16 protein-coding genes are annotated in these 17,743 nt (G+C 60.9%); 1 reads left to right on the top strand and 15 read right to left on the bottom strand.

What is annotated here, in order from left to right; genetic code table 11:
* Positions 1 to 19: 19 nt before the first annotated feature.
* The 4 genes from ACMGGW_RS01730 to serB form a co-directional block, all read right to left on the bottom strand.
* Complete coding sequence (locus ACMGGW_RS01730; protein ID WP_049205436.1) at positions 20 to 1,453, bottom strand: glycosyltransferase family 39 protein; 1,434 nt, start codon at positions 1,451 to 1,453, stop codon at positions 20 to 22.
* 134 nt (positions 1,454 to 1,587) lie between these two features.
* Positions 1,588 to 2,862: a multifunctional transcriptional regulator/nicotinamide-nucleotide adenylyltransferase/ribosylnicotinamide kinase NadR gene (gene nadR, locus ACMGGW_RS01725; protein ID WP_025305219.1), complete on the bottom strand. Its 1,275-nt coding sequence runs from the start codon at positions 2,860 to 2,862 to the stop codon at positions 1,588 to 1,590.
* 58 nt (positions 2,863 to 2,920) lie between these two features.
* A complete protein-coding gene (gene radA, locus ACMGGW_RS01720; RefSeq protein ID WP_025159617.1) occupies positions 2,921 to 4,306 on the bottom strand; it encodes a DNA repair protein RadA in 1,386 nt (461 codons plus the stop codon).
* Positions 4,307 to 4,325: 19 nt separating this feature from the next.
* Positions 4,326 to 5,303, bottom strand: a complete 978-nt coding sequence (gene serB, locus ACMGGW_RS01715) for a phosphoserine phosphatase (protein ID WP_025305218.1) — start codon at positions 5,301 to 5,303, stop codon at positions 4,326 to 4,328.
* A gap of 110 nt (positions 5,304 to 5,413) precedes the next feature.
* On the opposite strand from serB, the gene ACMGGW_RS01710 reads away from it, so the two are divergent.
* Positions 5,414 to 6,097, top strand: a complete 684-nt coding sequence (locus ACMGGW_RS01710; protein ID WP_025305217.1) for a YtjB family periplasmic protein — start codon at positions 5,414 to 5,416, stop codon at positions 6,095 to 6,097.
* Between the two features lie 169 nt (positions 6,098 to 6,266).
* Here the strand turns inward: ACMGGW_RS01710 and deoD are convergent, their stop codons facing one another.
* The 11 genes from deoD to prfC all read right to left on the bottom strand — a co-directional run bounded on the left by deoD (position 6,267) and on the right by prfC (position 17,666).
* Positions 6,267 to 6,998, bottom strand: coding sequence for a purine-nucleoside phosphorylase (deoD, locus tag ACMGGW_RS01705; protein ID WP_004933059.1), 732 nt, complete (start codon positions 6,996 to 6,998; stop codon positions 6,267 to 6,269).
* Positions 6,999 to 7,164: 166 nt separating this feature from the next.
* The gene (gene deoB, locus ACMGGW_RS01700) at positions 7,165 to 8,388 is read right to left on the bottom strand and encodes a phosphopentomutase (protein WP_043136044.1); all 1,224 of its coding nucleotides are present in this window, start codon (positions 8,386 to 8,388) and stop codon (positions 7,165 to 7,167) included.
* A gap of 70 nt (positions 8,389 to 8,458) precedes the next feature.
* Positions 8,459 to 9,781: a thymidine phosphorylase gene (gene deoA / locus ACMGGW_RS01695; protein WP_043136047.1), complete on the bottom strand. Its 1,323-nt coding sequence runs from the start codon at positions 9,779 to 9,781 to the stop codon at positions 8,459 to 8,461.
* Between the two features lie 66 nt (positions 9,782 to 9,847).
* On the bottom strand, positions 9,848 to 10,627 hold the full coding sequence (gene deoC / locus ACMGGW_RS01690) for a deoxyribose-phosphate aldolase (protein WP_025305214.1): 780 nt from the start codon (positions 10,625 to 10,627) through the stop codon (positions 9,848 to 9,850).
* 370 nt (positions 10,628 to 10,997) lie between these two features.
* Complete coding sequence (locus ACMGGW_RS01685) at positions 10,998 to 12,275, bottom strand: NupC/NupG family nucleoside CNT transporter (RefSeq protein ID WP_004933076.1); 1,278 nt, start codon at positions 12,273 to 12,275, stop codon at positions 10,998 to 11,000.
* Between the two features lie 184 nt (positions 12,276 to 12,459).
* Positions 12,460 to 13,242 (bottom strand): TatD family hydrolase, encoded by a 783-nt coding sequence (locus tag ACMGGW_RS01680; RefSeq protein WP_072626698.1) that lies wholly within the window; start codon positions 13,240 to 13,242, stop codon positions 12,460 to 12,462.
* Positions 13,239 to 14,357: a patatin-like phospholipase family protein gene (locus tag ACMGGW_RS01675; protein ID WP_033651706.1), complete on the bottom strand. Its 1,119-nt coding sequence runs from the start codon at positions 14,355 to 14,357 to the stop codon at positions 13,239 to 13,241. The genes ACMGGW_RS01680 and ACMGGW_RS01675 overlap by 4 nt, the downstream gene beginning before the upstream one ends.
* A 10-nt stretch (positions 14,358 to 14,367) precedes the next feature.
* Positions 14,368 to 14,553 (bottom strand): CsbD family protein, encoded by a 186-nt coding sequence (locus tag ACMGGW_RS01670; protein ID WP_025305210.1) that lies wholly within the window; start codon positions 14,551 to 14,553, stop codon positions 14,368 to 14,370.
* Between the two features lie 68 nt (positions 14,554 to 14,621).
* On the bottom strand, positions 14,622 to 14,783 hold the full coding sequence (locus ACMGGW_RS01665) for a DUF1328 domain-containing protein (protein WP_004857650.1): 162 nt from the start codon (positions 14,781 to 14,783) through the stop codon (positions 14,622 to 14,624).
* A 161-nt stretch (positions 14,784 to 14,944) separates the two neighbouring features.
* Positions 14,945 to 15,559, bottom strand: a complete 615-nt coding sequence (osmY, locus tag ACMGGW_RS01660) for a molecular chaperone OsmY (protein WP_025305209.1) — start codon at positions 15,557 to 15,559, stop codon at positions 14,945 to 14,947.
* 517 nt (positions 15,560 to 16,076) lie between these two features.
* Positions 16,077 to 17,666, bottom strand: coding sequence for a peptide chain release factor 3 (gene prfC, locus ACMGGW_RS01655; RefSeq protein ID WP_025305208.1), 1,590 nt, complete (start codon positions 17,664 to 17,666; stop codon positions 16,077 to 16,079).
* Between the last annotated feature and the right edge of the window lie 77 nt (positions 17,667 to 17,743).

Genomic DNA, 17,743 nt, shown 5'->3' with positions numbered 1-17,743 from the left:
GCGGCGTTCTGCGCCGCCGTTATTGCGGACGAACGAAACCGACGCACAGCGTTTGCTCATCGGCCTGCGGATCGGCGCGGAAGGTCAGCGTCTGCTGCCAGTCGAGGCGCAGTTTCGGCCAGTGGGCCAGCTCCCCGCCGAAATCGCTATGCGCGCAGTCTTCACCCAACCGCCCGAACAGGGCGACGCCGTGCTGCGCAATCTGCGGATAGCTGATGTTGACGTTGTAGATATTCGGCCGCGTATGATTGGACCAGCGCGTAATGGTCTGCGGCCGGGAACCGGCGTACACCGTCATCCACTGCGACAGGTATTCGCCGCCGACGTAGCGTAGGTCGACGCCATACCGCTCCTGCCACAGCCGCTCCACCCCTGCGCTGAACGCCTTGATACCCACCATTTTCTGGCCGGCGTTGCGCACGTTGCCCAGCATCACCGCGGCATACCCCAGATAGACCGCCAGCGCTGCGCACATCAGCCCAATGGTCGCCGCGCGCAGCGAACGCACCGGCGGCTGACGCACGCAACCGACCAGCAGCGCGGGCGCCAGCATGAAGAACGGCTGCAGCCATTCGGTCAGCCGGCCGCCGACGTTGAAAGAGAACCAGAAGGTAATGATGCCGAGCGGCAACAGGTAGACCCACAGCAACACCCGCATCGGCAAGGCCGATGGCCAGGCCAGCACCGCCCCGCTGCGCCGCAGGATCCCCCACAGCACCAGCGACGGATAAAACACCAGCAGCAGCGACTGCAGCATGTCGAGATTGAGCTGCATCTTGATCTGCGAATCCACCCACTTAAAGGCGGCAAAGTCGTGGTTCCACAGCCAGAACACGTTCGGCAGCACCAGCGCCAACCAGATCGCCACCGCCAGATAGAACTGCGGCTGGCGGTAGCAGCGGCGGATCTGCGGTACGAACAGCGTCGACAGCGCCGCGAAATAGACGAAGGCGAAGGTCGAGTACTTCGCCATCATCGCCAGCCCGGCGGCCAATGCGAAGGCCGGCCACCAGTTGGCCGAACGCGAGATCGCCAGGTGGAAGAACAGCGCCATCCACGGCCACAGCATCACCAACAGGTAGTTGTCGTTGTAGGGAATGATGTCGAAATTGATGATGCCGGACAGGTTGAGCGTCAGCAGCGCCATCCAGGCCAGCGAGGTGCTGCCGCTCAGGCGGCGCGCCAATAGCCAGACGCCCAACATGCCGATGGCGATGGCGATGAAGTGGCCGCCGTACCAGTAAACGTTCAGCGGCAGCCACGAGAGCCAGATCGCAGGCTGCATCGCCGCACCGACCAACCAAGGATTTTTCGGTGAGCCCCACTCGCCGTTGAGGCCCCAATTGAGCGCCTCAACGGCGTCGTAAGGCAGGGTAGGATCGAGATGAACGGTCAGCAGCGTCCAGGCTGCGGCATAGCAGACCAACCAGAGAGCGAGTAAGCGATAAGACATGACTTCTTCTGAGCGTTATTGTAAAGAAAATCTCAACTTAGTCGCTGTCGAATGAACCATGTTTAAACAAGCCGTTAAATGTGCGCCCGGGCGGCCGTTTCTGCCGCCGCGATCGCACATTACGCTAATTTCCCTCAGCCTGCGGCGTGGCGATGGGCGGGTGCATTCGCCAGCCGGCCGGCGTCCGCCGCCAGCAGCTGTTGCACCAGCTCGACGCAGCGCAGGAAGCGCTCTTCGTAATCGCTGGACTCAACGTGCACGTACTCGATGTTGTTGGCGCGCAGCATCTCCTCCAGCAGGCGCTGGAACGCCAGGCGATCGGCGCTGCTGCCGAGGCTGCGCAGGCCGTCCGCCACCCACGGCGTGTTGTTTTCCAGCAGGATCACCAGATCGAAACGGTATTCGTCGATCAGCGCCTGCACGAAGGGGTGTTCACGCCCTTCGTATTTTTTGCAAAACGCCTGCGTAGTCACGAAATCGGTATCGATAAACGCCACCTTGTTGGCATATTTGACTGCGAAGTCCACGTATTGCGCCTGCCCGAGGGCAATTTTGTCGTAGTCGGAGTACTGCAGCGCCATCTCGTCGCCGCCCAGGTGCGAAAACACGTAATCGCGGCCATATTCCCAGGCGCTGGTGGTGTTGAAGATGTTGGCCAGCTTGTTGACCAGCGTCGACTTGCCGCTCGACTCACCGCCGAGGATCGCCACGGTGCGCACAAAGAACGGCTTCACCTCGGTCGGGATGTAATCCCAATAGCGGAACGGATCCTGACGGATCTGATTGCCGCTGATGTTCATGAACGACCGCTCGGGATCGACCAAAATGGTTTCGATGCCCAGATGCTCGCGGTAGCGCGGCGCATCCTGCGCTTCGCTGGAATAGATGAAGCTCGGCACGATGCCCTTCTGTTCCATAAAGGCCTTCATGCCGTCGCTCCACACGTTCCAGCCGTGCGGGTACGGTTCGATGCCCTGCTCGTCGAACGAGTGGATATGGATGTTTTTCTGGTACTTGAAGGTCTGCAGCAGCCAGCGCAGGCGATCGCTGACCGTCGGCTGTTGCGACATCGAACTGTTCTCGAACAGCTCGCGGTCGCGCGGTTCGTCGTGGCACAAAATAACGTGCAACTCGTCCACCTGGCTGCAGGCGCGCTGGATCAGATAGATGTGGCCGGTGTGCAGCGGGTAAAATTTACCAAACACTACGCCGACTTTAACCTCTTTGCGCGGGAACTCCAGCCCGAGAAAACGGTGCAGCGCCTCGAGCTTTTGCGCGCTCGGGCTTTTGATTTTGTCGTTCAACAGCTGGCTCAGATAGCCCTTGGTCATGCCGCTGGCATCCGCCACCTGCTGCAGAGTACAACCCTTTTGCTTGATGGACGTCTTCAGGTAATCAAATTGCGGCATGGCCACCTCCGTTTAATATGCTAAACAAAATAGCATATCTTGCTCGCCGTCAGCGACATTAATAAAACTCTTCCAGCACGTCCAGCGCGTCCGCCAGCTTCTTGACCCCGAACACCTGCATGTTGGCCGGCGGCTTCTTCGGCATATTGCCGTGCGGCACGATGGCGCGCTTGAAGCCGTGCTTGGCCGCTTCGGAGATGCGCTCCTGGCCGCTCGGCACCGGGCGGATCTCCCCCGCCAGCCCCACTTCGCCGAACACCACCAGATCGTTCGGCAGCGGCCGATCGCGCAGGCTCGAGACCAGCGACATCAGCAGCGCCAGATCGGCGCTGGTCTCGCTGACCTTCACCCCGCCGACCACGTTGACGAACACGTCCTGATCCGACATCTGCAGCCCGCCGTGCCGGTGCAGCACCGCCAGCAGGATCGCCAACCGGTTCTGCTCCAGGCCCACCGCCACGCGGCGCGGGTTGGACATCATCGAGTGATCCACCAGCGCCTGGATCTCCACCAGCAGCGGCCGGGTGCCTTCCCACACCACCATCACCGAGCTGCCGGAAGTGACTTCATCGCCGCGGCTAAGGAAGATCGCCGAAGGGTTGCTGACTTCGCGCAGCCCCTGTTCGGTCATGGCGAACACGCCCAGCTCGTTGACCGCGCCGAAGCGGTTCTTGTGGCTGCGCAGGGTACGGAAGCGGGAATCGGCGTCGCCGTCCAGCAGCACCGAACAGTCAATGCAGTGTTCCAGCACTTTTGGCCCGGCCAGCGAGCCATCTTTAGTGACGTGCCCGACCATCACGATCGCCACGCCGCGCGTCTTGGCGAAGCGCGTCAGATAGGCGGCGGTTTCCCGCACCTGCGCCACGCTGCCCGGCGAAGACTGAATGTCCGCCATGTGCATCACCTGAATTGAGTCGATCACCATCAGCTTCGGCTGCTCCTGCTCAGCGATCAGGCAGATCTGCTCGATGCTGGTTTCCGACAGCATGTTCAGGCCGCCGGTCGGCAGCCCCAGACGGTGAGCACGCATCGCCACCTGCTGCAGCGATTCCTCGCCGGTGACGTACAGGGTTTTCATCTGTTCGGACAGTTTGCACAACACCTGCAGCAACAGGGTACTTTTGCCGGCGCCGGGGTTGCCGCCGATCAGAATGGCGCTGCCGGGCACCACGCCGCCGCCCAGCACGCGGTCGAACTCGAGAAAGCCGGTGGTGAAGCGAGGCAGTGCCTCCAGGCTGATTTCCGACAGCTTCTGCACCTTGCTGACGCCGGCGTCGCCGGCATAGCCGCTGAGGCGATCGTTGCGCGCCGCTGCGGGCGACGCGGCCAAACGCACTTCCGTGATGGTGTTCCAGGCATGGCAGGCGCTGCACTGCCCCTGCCAACGCGGATAGTCCGCCCCGCACTCATTGCACACAAATGCCCGTTTTGCCGCTTTTGCCACGTCTTACCTCAATCTTTCGTTATCGCACTTCGTGTTTCAGGCTGCCGGTGAGAATACACAGCACGCCCATCAGATCCGCATGCCGGATCGCCACCTGCGCTTTTTCATACACTTTCGGCTTGGCGTGGTAGGCGATGCCCAACCCCGCCGCCTGCATCATTTTCAAATCGTTGGCGCCGTCGCCGATGGCCACGGTCTGCGTCAGCGGGATCTCCAGCTTTTCCGCCAGCCGCAGCAGCGTATCGGCTTTGAACTGTGCGTCCACCACTGGCCCCAGCACTTCGCCGGTCAGCTTGCCGTCGCGGATCTCCAGCTCGTTGGCCGCCGCCGCCACCAGCCGCAGCCGGTTGCGCAGGTATTCGGCGTAGTAGGTGAAACCGCCGGAGGCGATCGCCACATGCCAGCCCATCGCCTGCAGCTTACCCACCAGGCTGGTCAGCCCCGGCATCAACGGCAGTTCGTCGCGCACCTGCTTGAGGATATTGGCGTCAGCCCCTTTCAGCGTGCCGACGCGCTGGCGCAGGCTGGCGGTAAAATCCAGTTCGCCGCGCATCGCGCGTTCGGTGACTTCCGCCACCTGCTCGCCGACGCCCGCCAGCTTGGCGATCTCATCGATGCACTCGATCTCGATCGCCGTCGAATCCATATCCATCACCAGCAGCCCCGGCGTGCGCAGGTGCGGGATTTTGCCGAGCGGCGCCACATCCAGCCCGCTCTCCGCCGCCAGCAGCTTGGCGCGCGGCGTCAAGGTTCCCGCCAGCCGCACCACCTGATAATCGTCCACGCCCCAGGCGGTGACGATCACCATCGCCGCGCCCAGCTTGCGTTGGAATTGGGTAATGCGCGCCTTGTCCAGCTTTCTGCCATATAACAGCCACCCGGTATTACCCGCCCGGTAGTCCAGCGGCATCACTTCGTCGCCGCTGAGCGAAAGGGGAAGACCCGGCCATTGAGAGATCTCCGCCGGAAGATCGCAATAGGTCAGACTGTTTGACATCATTGACTCCTGAATGGACAAAAACGCTGCATGATAAAACGACGCATCAAGCTATCCTATCGCCAGCGGTTCTGGCAACATAAAGTGTCCCCGATGCCCAAGGAACCTGCATGGCTCGCGCTAAACTGAAATTTCGCCTGCACCGCACCGCTATTATCCTGATTTGCCTGGCTTTGCTGGTGCTGCTGATGCAGGGCGCCTCTTATTTTAGCCTGAGTCACCAAATGGCGCGATCCGAGCAGGTGGAAGAGCTGGCGCAGACGCTGACCAAACAGGTCGCCTACAGCCTGGCGCCGCTGCTGGACGACGACGGCAACACCCCGCGCATCGACGCCATCCTCAAGCAGCTCACCGATCACAGCCGCATTCTCGACGTCAGCGTGTATCAGCAGGATGGCACGCTGGTCTCCCACGCCGGGGAACAGATAAGTATACGCGATCGCCTGTCGCTCGACGGCAAGCGCGCCGGCAGCTATTTCAACCACCAGTTGGTCGAATCCATTCAGGGCAAAGACGGCCCGATCGGCTTTATCCGCATCACCCTCGACACCCACGTGCTGGCGACCGAATCCAAGCAGGTGGACAACACCACCAACCTGCTGCGCCTGATGATCCTGCTGGCGCTGGCGATCGGCATCATTCTGGCGCGCACCCTGCTGCAACACCGCCGCAGCCGCTGGCAGCAGTCGCCGTACCTGTTGACCGCCAACACGCCGTTGGCAGAAGGCAATACGGTGGAAGACGACGAAGAGGATGCGCCGGAGACAAAGCAGGAAGCGCCGAAGAAGGAATAACTCAGGCCAGGCGTTGAATGCGTTCGTGCCGTTTTCTTGTCCTTTCGGTGAATAGATTGTCCGTAACAACGGGATCCACAACCAATTGAAAGGTAAAGCGTTAGCCAAAAATGGCCGTGCGGAATGAATAGATTGACAGGCGGGCGCCATGACGACGCCCGCCGCGGTATTACGCTTTGTCGCCCAGCAGCACGGATTCCAGCGCGATAACGATCATTTCGTTAAAGGTGGTCTGGCGTTCCGCCGCCGTGGTCGCTTCGTGACGCAGGATGTGGTCGGACACGGTGCAAATGGTCAGTGCCTTACAGCCGAACTCTTCGTACAGCTCCGCCGCCACGCCGTAGATGCCGGCCGCTTCCATTTCCACGCCCAGGATGCCGTACTTCTTCATCACCTGGAACATGTCCGGATCCGGGGTGTAGAACAGGTCGGCGGAGAAGATGTTGCCCACGCGCGCCGGGATGCCCTGCGCCGCCGCCGCGTCGACCGCGTTGCGCACCATGTCGAAGTCGGCGATCGCCGCGTAGTCGTTGTCCTTGAAGCGCAGACGGTTCACCTTGGAGTCGGTGCACGCGCCCATGCCGATCACCACGTCGCGCAGTTTGATATCGTCACGCACCGCGCCGCAGGAACCGACGCGAATGATCTTCTTCACGCCGAATTCGGCGATCAGCTCGCGCGCATAGATGGAGCAGGACGGGATGCCCATACCGTGGCCCATCACGGAGATGCGGCGGCCTTTGTAGGTGCCGGTGAAGCCCAACATGCCGCGCACGTTGTTCACTTCCACCGCGCCTTCCAGGAAGGTTTCGGCGATGTATTTTGCGCGCAGCGGGTCGCCCGGCATCAGTACTACGTCAGCGAAATCACCCATCTCAGCATTAATGTGCGGCGTAGCCATAATTTTCTTCCTTTAGAAATCTTATTTAATAAAAACGTCAAACATCTAAGCCTTGAATGTCGAGTTGCAGCCAGGCAGCTAGCGGGTGAATCCCCAGGAGCTTACTTGAGTAAGCGACTGGGGTTCACGCGTGAAGCTAACAACGCTACGGCTTGAAAGACAGGGCTTAGAACAGGGTCTTACCGTAATCCATCGGCGACAGGCCAAAGTAATTGGCGACGGTCTGGCCGATGTCGGCGAAGGTCTCGCGGTGGCCCAGCGAGCCCGGTTTCACTTTCGGGCCGTAAACCAGCACCGGGATGTGCTCGCGGGTGTGGTCGGTGCCCGGCCAGGTTGGGTCGCAGCCGTGGTCGGCGGTGAAGATGATGATGTCTTCGTCTTTCACCAGCTTCAGCAGCTCCGGCAGGCGGCGGTCGAACAGCTCCAGCGCGGCGGCGTAGCCCGCCACGTCGCGGCGGTGGCCGTAAGAGGAGTCGAAGTCCACGAAGTTGGTGAACACAATGGTGTTATCGCCGGCCTTTTCCATTTCAATCAGGGTCGCGTCAAACAGCGCATCGATGCCGGTCGCCTTCACCTTCTTGGTGATGCCAACGTTGGCGTAGATGTCGGCGATTTTACCGATCGACACCACTTCGCCGCCCTTCTCGTCCACCAGCTTTTTCAGCACGGTCGGCGCCGGCGGCTCTACCGCCAGATCGTGACGGTTGCCGGTGCGCTGGAAGTGGCCCGGCTTATCGCCGACGAACGGACGCGCGATCACGCGACCGATGTTGTAACCGCCTTCGGTCAGCTCTTCACGCGCAATTTCGCACAGCTCATACAGACGATCCAGGCCGAAGGTTTCTTCATGGCAGGCGATCTGGAACACCGAGTCAGCGGAGGTGTAGAAAATCGGCTTGCCGGTTTTCATGTGCTCTTCGCCCAGTTGATCGAGGATCACGGTGCCGGATGAGTGGCAGTTGCCCAGGTAGCCCGGCAGCTTGGCGCGTTCGACCAGTTTGTCCAGCAGCGCCTGCGGGAAGCTGTTGTGCTCGTCCTTGAAGTAACCCCAGTCGAACAGCACCGGCACGCCGGCGATTTCCCAGTGGCCCGACGGCGTGTCTTTACCGGAAGAGAGTTCGCTGGCGTAAGCGTAAGCACCGATGATATCGGCGTTGCGATCCAGCCCCTGCGGGAAGTTGCCGGTGGACTCTTCCGCCGCTTTGCCAAGGCCCAGACGGCTCAGGTTAGGCAGCGTCAGAGGGCCCTGGCGGCCCACGTTGGCCTCACCACGCGCGCAAACTTCGGCAATATGGCCCAGGGTGTCAGAACCCCGATCGCCAAAACGTTCGGCGTCTTCGCTGGCACCGATACCGAAGGAGTCCAATACCATAATAAATGTACGTTTCATCTGTGCTCTCCTGCGTGTTCTCACGCTTTGGACGGCCGCGAAAAAGCCGCGGTCGTTCCTGATTCTTGGGTTATTCCGTGATGCGCTTATACACCACCGGCGTCGCTTCCGGCGCCTTGTCGCTCAGCGTCATTGCGCTGCGCACCGCATCGGCCGCCAGCTGCCAGCTCTCTTCATCGTTGGCGTGGATCATCGCCAGCGGTTGCTGGGTATCCACCTTATCGCCCAGGCGCGCCACCTCGGTCAGGCCAACGCTGTAGTCGATGGCGTCGCTTGCCCGGCGACGGCCGCCGCCCAGCGACACCACCGCCATACCCAGCGCACGGGTATCCATGGCGCTGATGATGCCCGGCTTTTCAGCATACACCGGCTTGCTCAGCGTTGCCGCCGGCAGATAGCTATCATAACGTTCGACGAAGTCTATCGGCCCTTGCTGCGCCGCCACCATGCGGCCAAACACCTCAGCCGCTTTGCCGTTGTCCAGCACCGCCTGCAGTTTGGCGCGCGCATCGGCCTCGTCTTGCGCCAGGCCGCCGGACAGCAGCATCTCCACGCACAGCGCCAGCGTCACTTCCAGCAGGCGCGGGTTGCGGTATTCGCCGGTCAGGAAGCGCACCGCTTCGCGCACTTCCACCGCGTTGCCGGCGCTGGAAGCCAGCACCTGGTTCATGTCGGTCAGCAGCGCGGTGGTCTTGCAGCCCGCGCCGTTGGCCACGCCGACGATCGCCTGCGCCAAATCTTGCGACAGGGCATAGGTCGGCATAAAGGCGCCCGAGCCCACCTTCACGTCCATCACCAGCGCATCCAGCCCTTCCGCCAGCTTCTTGGCCAGAATGGAGGCGGTGATCAGCGGGATCGAATCCACGGTGGCGGTGATATCGCGGGTGGCGTAGAAACGTTTGTCCGCCGGCGCCAGCGAGCTGGTCTGGCCGATGATCGCCACGCCGACGTCCTGAATAATTTTGCGAAAGGCGTTATCGTCCGGGAAAATATTGAAGCCCGGAATGGCTTCCAGCTTGTCCAGCGTGCCGCCGGTATGCCCCAGGCCGCGGCCGGAGATCATCGGCACATAGCCGCCGCAGGCCGCCACCATCGGGCCGAGCATCAGCGAGGTCACGTCGCCCACGCCGCCGGTCGAATGCTTGTCGACGATAGGGCCGTTCAGCGCCAGGCTCTTCCAGTCCAGCACGGTGCCGGAATCGCGCATCGCCATGGTGAGCGCCACGCGCTCCGGCATGCTCATGTCATGGAAATAAATGGTCATCGCCAGCGCGGCGATCTGCCCTTCCGACACCACGTTGTCGCGAATGCCGTTGATGAAGAAGCGGATTTCCGCTTCGCTTAACGGCTGGCCGTCGCGTTTCTTACGAATAATTTCTTGAGCCAGGAACAAGGCATCCCCCTGTGTCGCCGAGAGTCGGTGCAGACGGGCGCGCCTGGCGCCCGCCAACGAAATCGATCAGTAACCGCCGCCGGCGGTCTGGGTCTGGTGGCCCAGCGCAGTCAGCAAGCTGGCCAGCAGGCTGGAAGCGCCAAAGCGGAAATGCCGCGCGTCGGCCCACCCCTCGCCCAGAATACGATCGGCAAGTTGCAGATAATGCAGCGCGTCTTCCGCGGTGCGCACGCCGCCGGCCGGCTTGAAGCCCACGGTCTTCGCCACGCCCATATCGCGGATCACCGACATCATCAGCTCGGCGCTCTCCAGGGTGGCGTTGACCGGCACCTTGCCGGTGGAGGTCTTGATAAAGTCAGCCCCGGCCTTGATGGCGATCTCGGACGCCTTGCGGATCAGATCGGCCTGCTTCAGCTCACCGGTTTCGACGATCACTTTCAGCAGCACGTTGGCCGCCTGGCATGCCTGCTTGCACTGTTTCACCAGCTCGAAGCCGACCTGTTCGTTGCCGGCGATCAGCGCGCGGTAAGGGAACACCACGTCCACTTCATCCGCGCCATAGGCGATGGCCGCGCGGGTTTCCGCCAGCGCGATGTCGATATCGTCGTTGCCATGCGGGAAGTTGGTCACGGTGGCGATACGGATGTCCGGCGTGCCTTGCTCGCGCAGCGCCTTACGCGCCACCGGGATAAAACGCGGGTAGATGCAGATGGCCGCCGTGTGGCCGGCCGGGCTGTTGGCCTGACGACAGAGGGCGATCACTTTCTCGTCGGTGTCATCATCATTCAGCGTGGTTAAATCCATCAAGTTCAGCGCACGTTGCGCTGCTGCGGTTAATTCGGTCATAAAACTCTCCAACTGAGTACCTGGGTGTTGGCGAGCGGACTTGGTTCCATGAAGATAGCGCAGGGGAACGGCGTTCCCGCGGCGGCAACTGAGATCCTTCTCACCGCACATGGCCACCCGCCTTGCGGCCGGCCAGTAATAGCTATTTGAACACGAATGCCGAGGGCGATTCGCGTTCATCGTCACACTATATGAAATAGCACTGTAACAGACCGGAATTATATGTGAAGAACATCACAAAATAACGCGATATCGTTCACAAATTCGCTAAAGAAGCGGCTGAAGATCGCGGGTGCGGCGAACACCCGCGTTGCTTAGAGTATAGGCGGAGTCCCGCGATCGGTCGCGCCGGCGCGGGCTCAGCGAGGGCTTACAGCGCCAGGAAGAAGCCGGCGATGGTGGCGCTCATCAGGTTGGACAGCGTGCCCGCCGCCACGGCCTTCAGACCGAAACGCGCGATGTCATGGCGACGGTTGGGTGCCATGCTGCCCAAACCGCCCAGCAGGATCGCCACCGAGGAGAGGTTGGCGAAACCGCACAGCGCAAAGGAGATGATCGCCTTGGTGTGCGTTGACAGCACCTGCAGGCCTTCCGCCGCCACCACATCGTCCGGGCGCAGATAGGCGCCGAAGTTCATATAGGCGACAAACTCGTTGACGATGATCTTCTGGCCGATAAACGAACCGGCGGTCATCGCTTCACTCCACGGCACGCCAATCAGGAAGGCGATCGGTGAGAACACCCAGCCGAGGATCAGCTCGAGCGACAGCTGCGGGTAATCGAACCAACCGCCGATGCCGCCGAGAATGCCGTTGAGCAAGGCGATCAGCGCGATAAACGCCAGCAGCATCGCGCCGACGTTCAGCGCCAGCTGCATGCCGGAAGCCGCGCCGGAAGCCGCCGCGTCGATCACGTTGGCAGGACGATCCTCTTCGGCGATCAGCTTCATCGCATCGTCTTTATCGTGGGTCTGCTCGGTTTCCGGCACCATCAGCTTGGCAAACAGCAGCCCGCCCGGCGCGGCCATGAAGGACGCGGCGATCAGGTATTCCAGCGGCACGCCCATCTGCGCGTATCCCGCCAGCACCGAACCGGCCACCGAAGCCAGGCCGCCGCACATCACGGCGAACAGTTCTGACTGGCTCATGGTGGCGATATACGGGCGCACCACCAGCGGCGCTTCGGTCTGGCCGACGAAAATGTTGGCGGTCGCCGACAGCGATTCGGTGCGCGAGGTGCCCAGCAGCTTGTGCAGGCCGCCGCCCAGCACGCGGATCACCAACTGCATGATGCCGAGGTAGTACAGCACCGCAATCAGCGAGGAGAAGAACACGATCACCGGCAGGACGCGCAGCGCGAACACGAAGCCGCCGCCGCCGAACACTTCGAACATCTTGTCGGACACCAGCCCGCCGAAGATGAACGAAATGCCCTGATTGCCGTAAGCGATAACGTTTGCCACGCCGTTAGACATACTGCCGAGGATGCTGCGGCCCAGCGGCACGTACAGCACCAGCGCGCCGATACCGACCTGAATGATGAACGCCCACACCACGGTGCGCAGTTTGATGGCCCGACGGTTGCTGGAGAGCAGCACCGCAATGGCGATCAGCACCGCCATCCCGACCAGACTCATGATGAGTTGCATGCAAAGTTTCCCTGTTGCAAAAAATAAAATACATCCCTGCTCATGAAGAGAGGTCTGCTATTGGAGTGTTTCGGGGGGGATTATACTGAGCGAGGTCACCCTCGCACCGATTTATGTCACAAATGTATACAACGAGACGCAAATGAAAATCTTATAACGTGACGCAAGTCACGTTATACAGACCTCAATTCGGCATGGCGAACAGCGCTTGGGTATTGCGTTGCAGGTGGGCGGCTATCTCGTCGGCCGGTTCCGGCCGCAGTTCGCACAGCGCGTGAAACACCTCGGCGGCGCGCTCGGGGCGGTTCGGCTGCCCCTGATAGCCGGCCAGCGGCATGTCCGGCGCATCGGTCTCCAGCAGAAGCGCCTCAAGCGGCAGCTGCGCCATCACGGCGCGCGTTTTCTGCGCCCGCTCATAGGTGATGGTGCCGCCCACGCCAATGTAATAGCCGAGGCGGATAAACGCCTGCGCCTGCGACAGGCTGCCGGCAAAGCCGTGCACCACGCCGCGGCGCGGCAGCTGCATGCGCCGCAGCGCGGCGGCCAGCTGGTCGTGGGTGCGGCGCGAATGCAGGATCACCGGCAGGTCATGCTGTTTCGCCAGCTTCAGTTGGGCCAGCAGCACGCTTTGCTGCCGCTCGAACTGTGGGTTATCCATATACAGATCGAGCCCGATCTCCCCCACCGCCACCAGCTTGTGCGGCCGTTCGGCCAGCAGCGCCGCCAACTGTTCCAACTGCGGCTCATGATGCTGCGCGATATACAGCGGGTGCAGCCCCAGTGCGGCGAACAGCGGCGCATGCTCCTGCGCCAGCCGCAACACCCGCGCGAAGCGATCGGCGGTGACCGTCGGGACGATGATGCGCTTTACGCCGGCGCTTGCCGCCCGCGCCAGGCTCTCGGCCTCATGCCCGGTAAAGGGCGGGAAATCGAAATGGCAGTGGGTGTCAGTAAAGGCGTAACTCACAGCGCGCCCCCTTCACCCGGCGGCAGATCGCCCGGCAGGATGATTTTCGGCGCCGCCACCGCGGCCTCCGGCTGCGCCGCCCGCTCGGTGGGCATGGCGATGTCGGTCACGATCGGCGAAGGCATTCTGACGTTCTCCGGCTGGATCAGGCGGCGCGACAACGCTTTTCGCACCTTCATGCCGTCGGGCTCCTGCTGCGCCATCCACTGGCCGACGGTGGCCAGGAAGTAGCGGCCGCAGCGGCGCCCCAGGTGATAATCCTGATTGAGCGCCCCCAATCGGCTGCCCAGCGCATTGCTGGCCAGCGGCTTCGGCGGGAAGATCTCGAAGATGCGCAGCTTGCCCGGCGGCTTTTCGATAAAGCGCTGGATGCGGTGATAGCTTTGCTCGTGATGCTGCAGGATGCGCACCATCTGCTGCAGGCTGCTGTCGCTCAGCCAATGCTCCATGCGCTTCATCCACTGCGGGGTGTAGTACATTTGCGAAGGCACGGTGCGGATCACCACGATGGTGTCGGCGCCACGGCGATAGGCCTCTTCCACCGGGATCGCATCGCTGATGCCGCCGTCCTGATAGCTGACGCCGTCCAGCTCCACGCCCTGACGGTAGAAGCCGGGAATGGCGCTGGACGCCTTGATGGCCGGCAGCCAGCGTTCGCGCTGCGCCGGCAGATAGGTCGGCTCGAAATCGTCGCTGCGGCAGGCGCACAGCAGGAATTCGCGCCCGTCGGTAAAATGCTGTTCCGCCACGTCCATCGCCAGCGGCATCTGCGCCGCCGCCGTATCAACCAGCCAATCGAGATCGATCAGATGCCCGCCGCGCACGAAGCGCAGCGGATTGAAGAACTGTGCCGAAGTGGTGTAACGGGTGATCACCCGGCGCGCGTAGCCCATCTGCCCGCAGATATAGGCAGACAGATTCTGAGCGCCGGCCGATGTGCCGATCAGCAGATCGAAAGGGTTAAAGCCCGCGCGCTGAAACTCGTCCAGCACGCCGGCGGTGAAAATGCCGCGCTGGCCGCCGCCTTCGCAGACCAGCGCCATTTTGCCTGGCCGAAAGGGTTTAGACGCCAGCGGTTCTATATTGCCGAGCGTGATGGGTATTCTGTATCCCAACTTGGCATCCTCAGTGAGACGTTTTCTCCGAGGATACCGCGTCTCGCTCTCTTCCGTAATCCTCTTGCAGTACGCCGGCGAGGAAATCGTTGCTGCCGGCCAGCCAGGCGCAATCGCTGCCGGACCATTCGGCCCACGCCTGCCATACCTGGCCTTTCAGCTGTTTCCAGCGCCCGACGATGATGTCGCTGTTCATGTCCGGCCCTCCCCGACGTGAGAAAAGGAGTTAAGCTTTGTTACAGTTTACGGGAAAATGCCGGCCGGCTAAGGGCGCCGGCGGCCGGTGAACAGGCTGACCAGGAACAGGATGATGCCGACGACGAACACGATTTTAGCCGCCCAGGCGGCGGTGCCCGCCAGCGAACCGAACCCCAGTGCCGCAGCGATAAGCGCGATAACTAAAAAGATAATGCCCCAACGAAACATAAGCTTCTCCTTACCATTGTGAAAAAATTCGCTGCCGTCTACCGCCCCGACAACGGGACATCGACGGCAAATCAGTTTCTTTTTTTGGTGGTACACGTCGGGCCGCCTTGACGGCCCGACAGATGCGGCTTGTTGTTACTTGTTACGGGCGCCTGGCGGGATTACTGCTTAACCACCAGGTCGTTTTTCACGCTTTTCACGCCATCGATAGCCTTGGCGATGCTTTCGGCACGCTCAGACTGCGCCTGCGTTTTCACTTCACCGGAAAGCTGCACCACGCCATCGGTGGTTTCCACTTTCACATTGCGCGACGGCACGATGTCATCGGCCAGCAGCTTGGCTTTCAGCTCACTGGTGGTGGCGGTGTCGCCGGCATACGATTTGATCGATTGATTGGCTTCATCTTTCACGTGCAGCTTGTCGCTAACGGTTTTGACGCCTTCCACCTTGCCGGCAACCGCAACTGCATGCTCCGCCTGCGCCTGGCTGCCGACAAACCCGCTCAGGATCACGGTGCCTTTTTCGGTTTTCACCGAAATGTCAGTGCTTTTGATGGTCTTATCGTCCACCAACGCACTTTTAACTTTAGCCGTTATCGCGCTGTCATCCATGTAACCGTCAACTTTTTTCATGGAGCTATCGATTTTGGCACCGGCACTGTCCGCGGCGTTAGACGCCTTGTTGAGCAGACTGTCTTCGGCTAGCGCAGTGCCGCTCACCAAAGCAGAACCCAAAACAACAGCCATCAGCGAGTGTGCAAATTTGGTCTTTTTCATCGATCTCTTCCTTTTGTTGGGGGCCCGCAGCGCCAGAGTGCCGGAACCCTTCAGCCACCTTCACGCGGCCTCTCGGTAAATACTTCATCATCGCTATACGATTAAGCGTTCACGATAGGAATATTGCAACAGCCGTGCCAACTCAGTAAACACCTTTAAAATCAAGCAAAAGAAGCGTTGAGCCGGATTTTTAATCAAAAAACTGTCGCCTATTGACGACAGACTAAGTGACACGAAACGGTAAAATAGTCATCTCATTGATATTTAAGGAAACAGACTGTCTCCTATCGGCAACACATCAGAATAACTCACCAAACAATCAGCGTATTGCAGTGATTTACTCTCAAGCAATGTGCGGACATCTCGTTAAAGATAGACCATGCGGCGGAAAACGCAGGCCAATCGCGTCTCGCCTTGGCGATGTCGATTCGCAGGATAAAATATGAGGAAGTTTTATTAATTAGCGGAGTGAGAATACGGGGAGCTGGCAGGGCGCACCGGGCGCCCTGCAGAGTTATCAGTGTTCGCGGGTTTTGCGGAAGGTCACGTCAGGATAGCGTTCCTGCGTCAGGTTGAGGTTCACCATGGTCGGCGCGATGTAGGACAGGTTGTCCCCACCGTCCAGCGCCAGGTTGATCTCGTTCTTGCGCTTGAACTCTTCGAACTTCTTCACGTCGTCGCACTCGACCCAGCGTGCCGTCGACACGTTGACCGACTCATACAGCGCTTCCACGTTGTACTCGCTCTTCAAACGCGCCACGACCACGTCGAACTGCAGCACGCCGACCGCACCGACGATCAGATCGTTGTTGGCGATCGGGCGGAACACCTGCACCGCGCCCTCTTCGGACAGCTGCACCAACCCCTTCAACAGCTGTTTCTGCTTCAGCGGATCGCGCAGGCGAATGCGGCGGAACAGTTCCGGCGCGAAGTTCGGGATGCCGGTGAACTTCATGTCTTCGCCCTGGGTGAAGGTATCGCCGATCTGAATGGTGCCGTGGTTGTGCAGACCGATGATGTCGCCCGGGTAGGCTTCTTCCACGTGCGAACGGTCACCGGCCATAAAGGTCAGCGCGTCGGAGATCACCACGTCTTTGCCGGTGCGCACCTGGCGCAGCTTCATGCCTTTCTCGTAACGGCCGGACACCACGCGCATAAAGGCCACGCGGTCGCGGTGCTTCGGATCCATGTTGGCCTGGATCTTGAACACGAAACCGGTGAATTTCTCTTCCGCCGCCGTTACTTCACGGGTGTCGGTTTTACGCGGCATCGGCGCCGGCGCCCAGGCCACCAGGCCGTCCAGCATATGATCCACGCCGAAGTTGCCGAGTGCGGTACCGAAGAACACCGGCGTCAGCTCGCCGCTCAGGAAGGCCTCCTGATCGAACTCGTGGGAAGCGCCCTGCACCAGTTCCAACTCATCGCGCAGCTGCGCCGCCAGATCTTCGCCCACGGCGATATCCAGTTCCGGGTTGTTCAGGCCTTTGACGATGCGCACTTCCTGAATGGTGTGGCCTTTACCGGTCTGGTACAGGTAGGTTTCATCCTTGTACAGGTGGTAAACGCCTTTGAACAGCTTGCCGCAGCCGATCGGCCAGGTGATAGGCGAACAGGCGATCTTCAGTTCGCGCTCGACTTCGTCCATCACCTCCATCGGATCGCGGATGTCGCGGTCCAGCTTGTTCATGAAGGTCAGGATCGGCGTGTCGCGCAGACGGGTAACTTCCATCAGCTTGCGGGTACGATCCTCAACGCCCTTGGCGGCGTCGATCACCATCAGACAGCAGTCGACGGCGGTCAGGGTGCGATACGTATCTTCGGAGAAGTCTTCGTGCCCCGGGGTATCCAGCAGGTTGACCAGGCTGTCGCGATACGGGAACTGCATCACCGAGGTGGTGATCGAGATCCCACGCTGCTTTTCCATTTCCATCCAGTCGGATTTGGCGTGCTGGCTGGAGCCGCGGCCTTTTACCGTACCGGCGGTCTGGATCGCCTGTCCGAACAGCAGCACTTTTTCGGTAATGGTGGTTTTACCGGCATCGGGGTGCGAGATGATGGCGAAAGTTCTTCTTTTGGAGACTTCGCGGGCAAATTCACTAGGAGACATGGTTTTCAGGTTCTACGGTTAGTCCGCCCTGCGACATCATCAGAACGCGCCGATCGCGGCGCCGGGCAAAGCGGTGA

The organism is Serratia sp. BNK-4, assembly GCF_048685115.1.
GTDB classification, from domain to species: domain Bacteria; phylum Pseudomonadota; class Gammaproteobacteria; order Enterobacterales; family Enterobacteriaceae; genus Serratia; species Serratia bockelmannii.
Note: the sequence above shows the minus strand (reverse complement) of the source record. Positions and strands in the feature narration are given on the sequence as shown.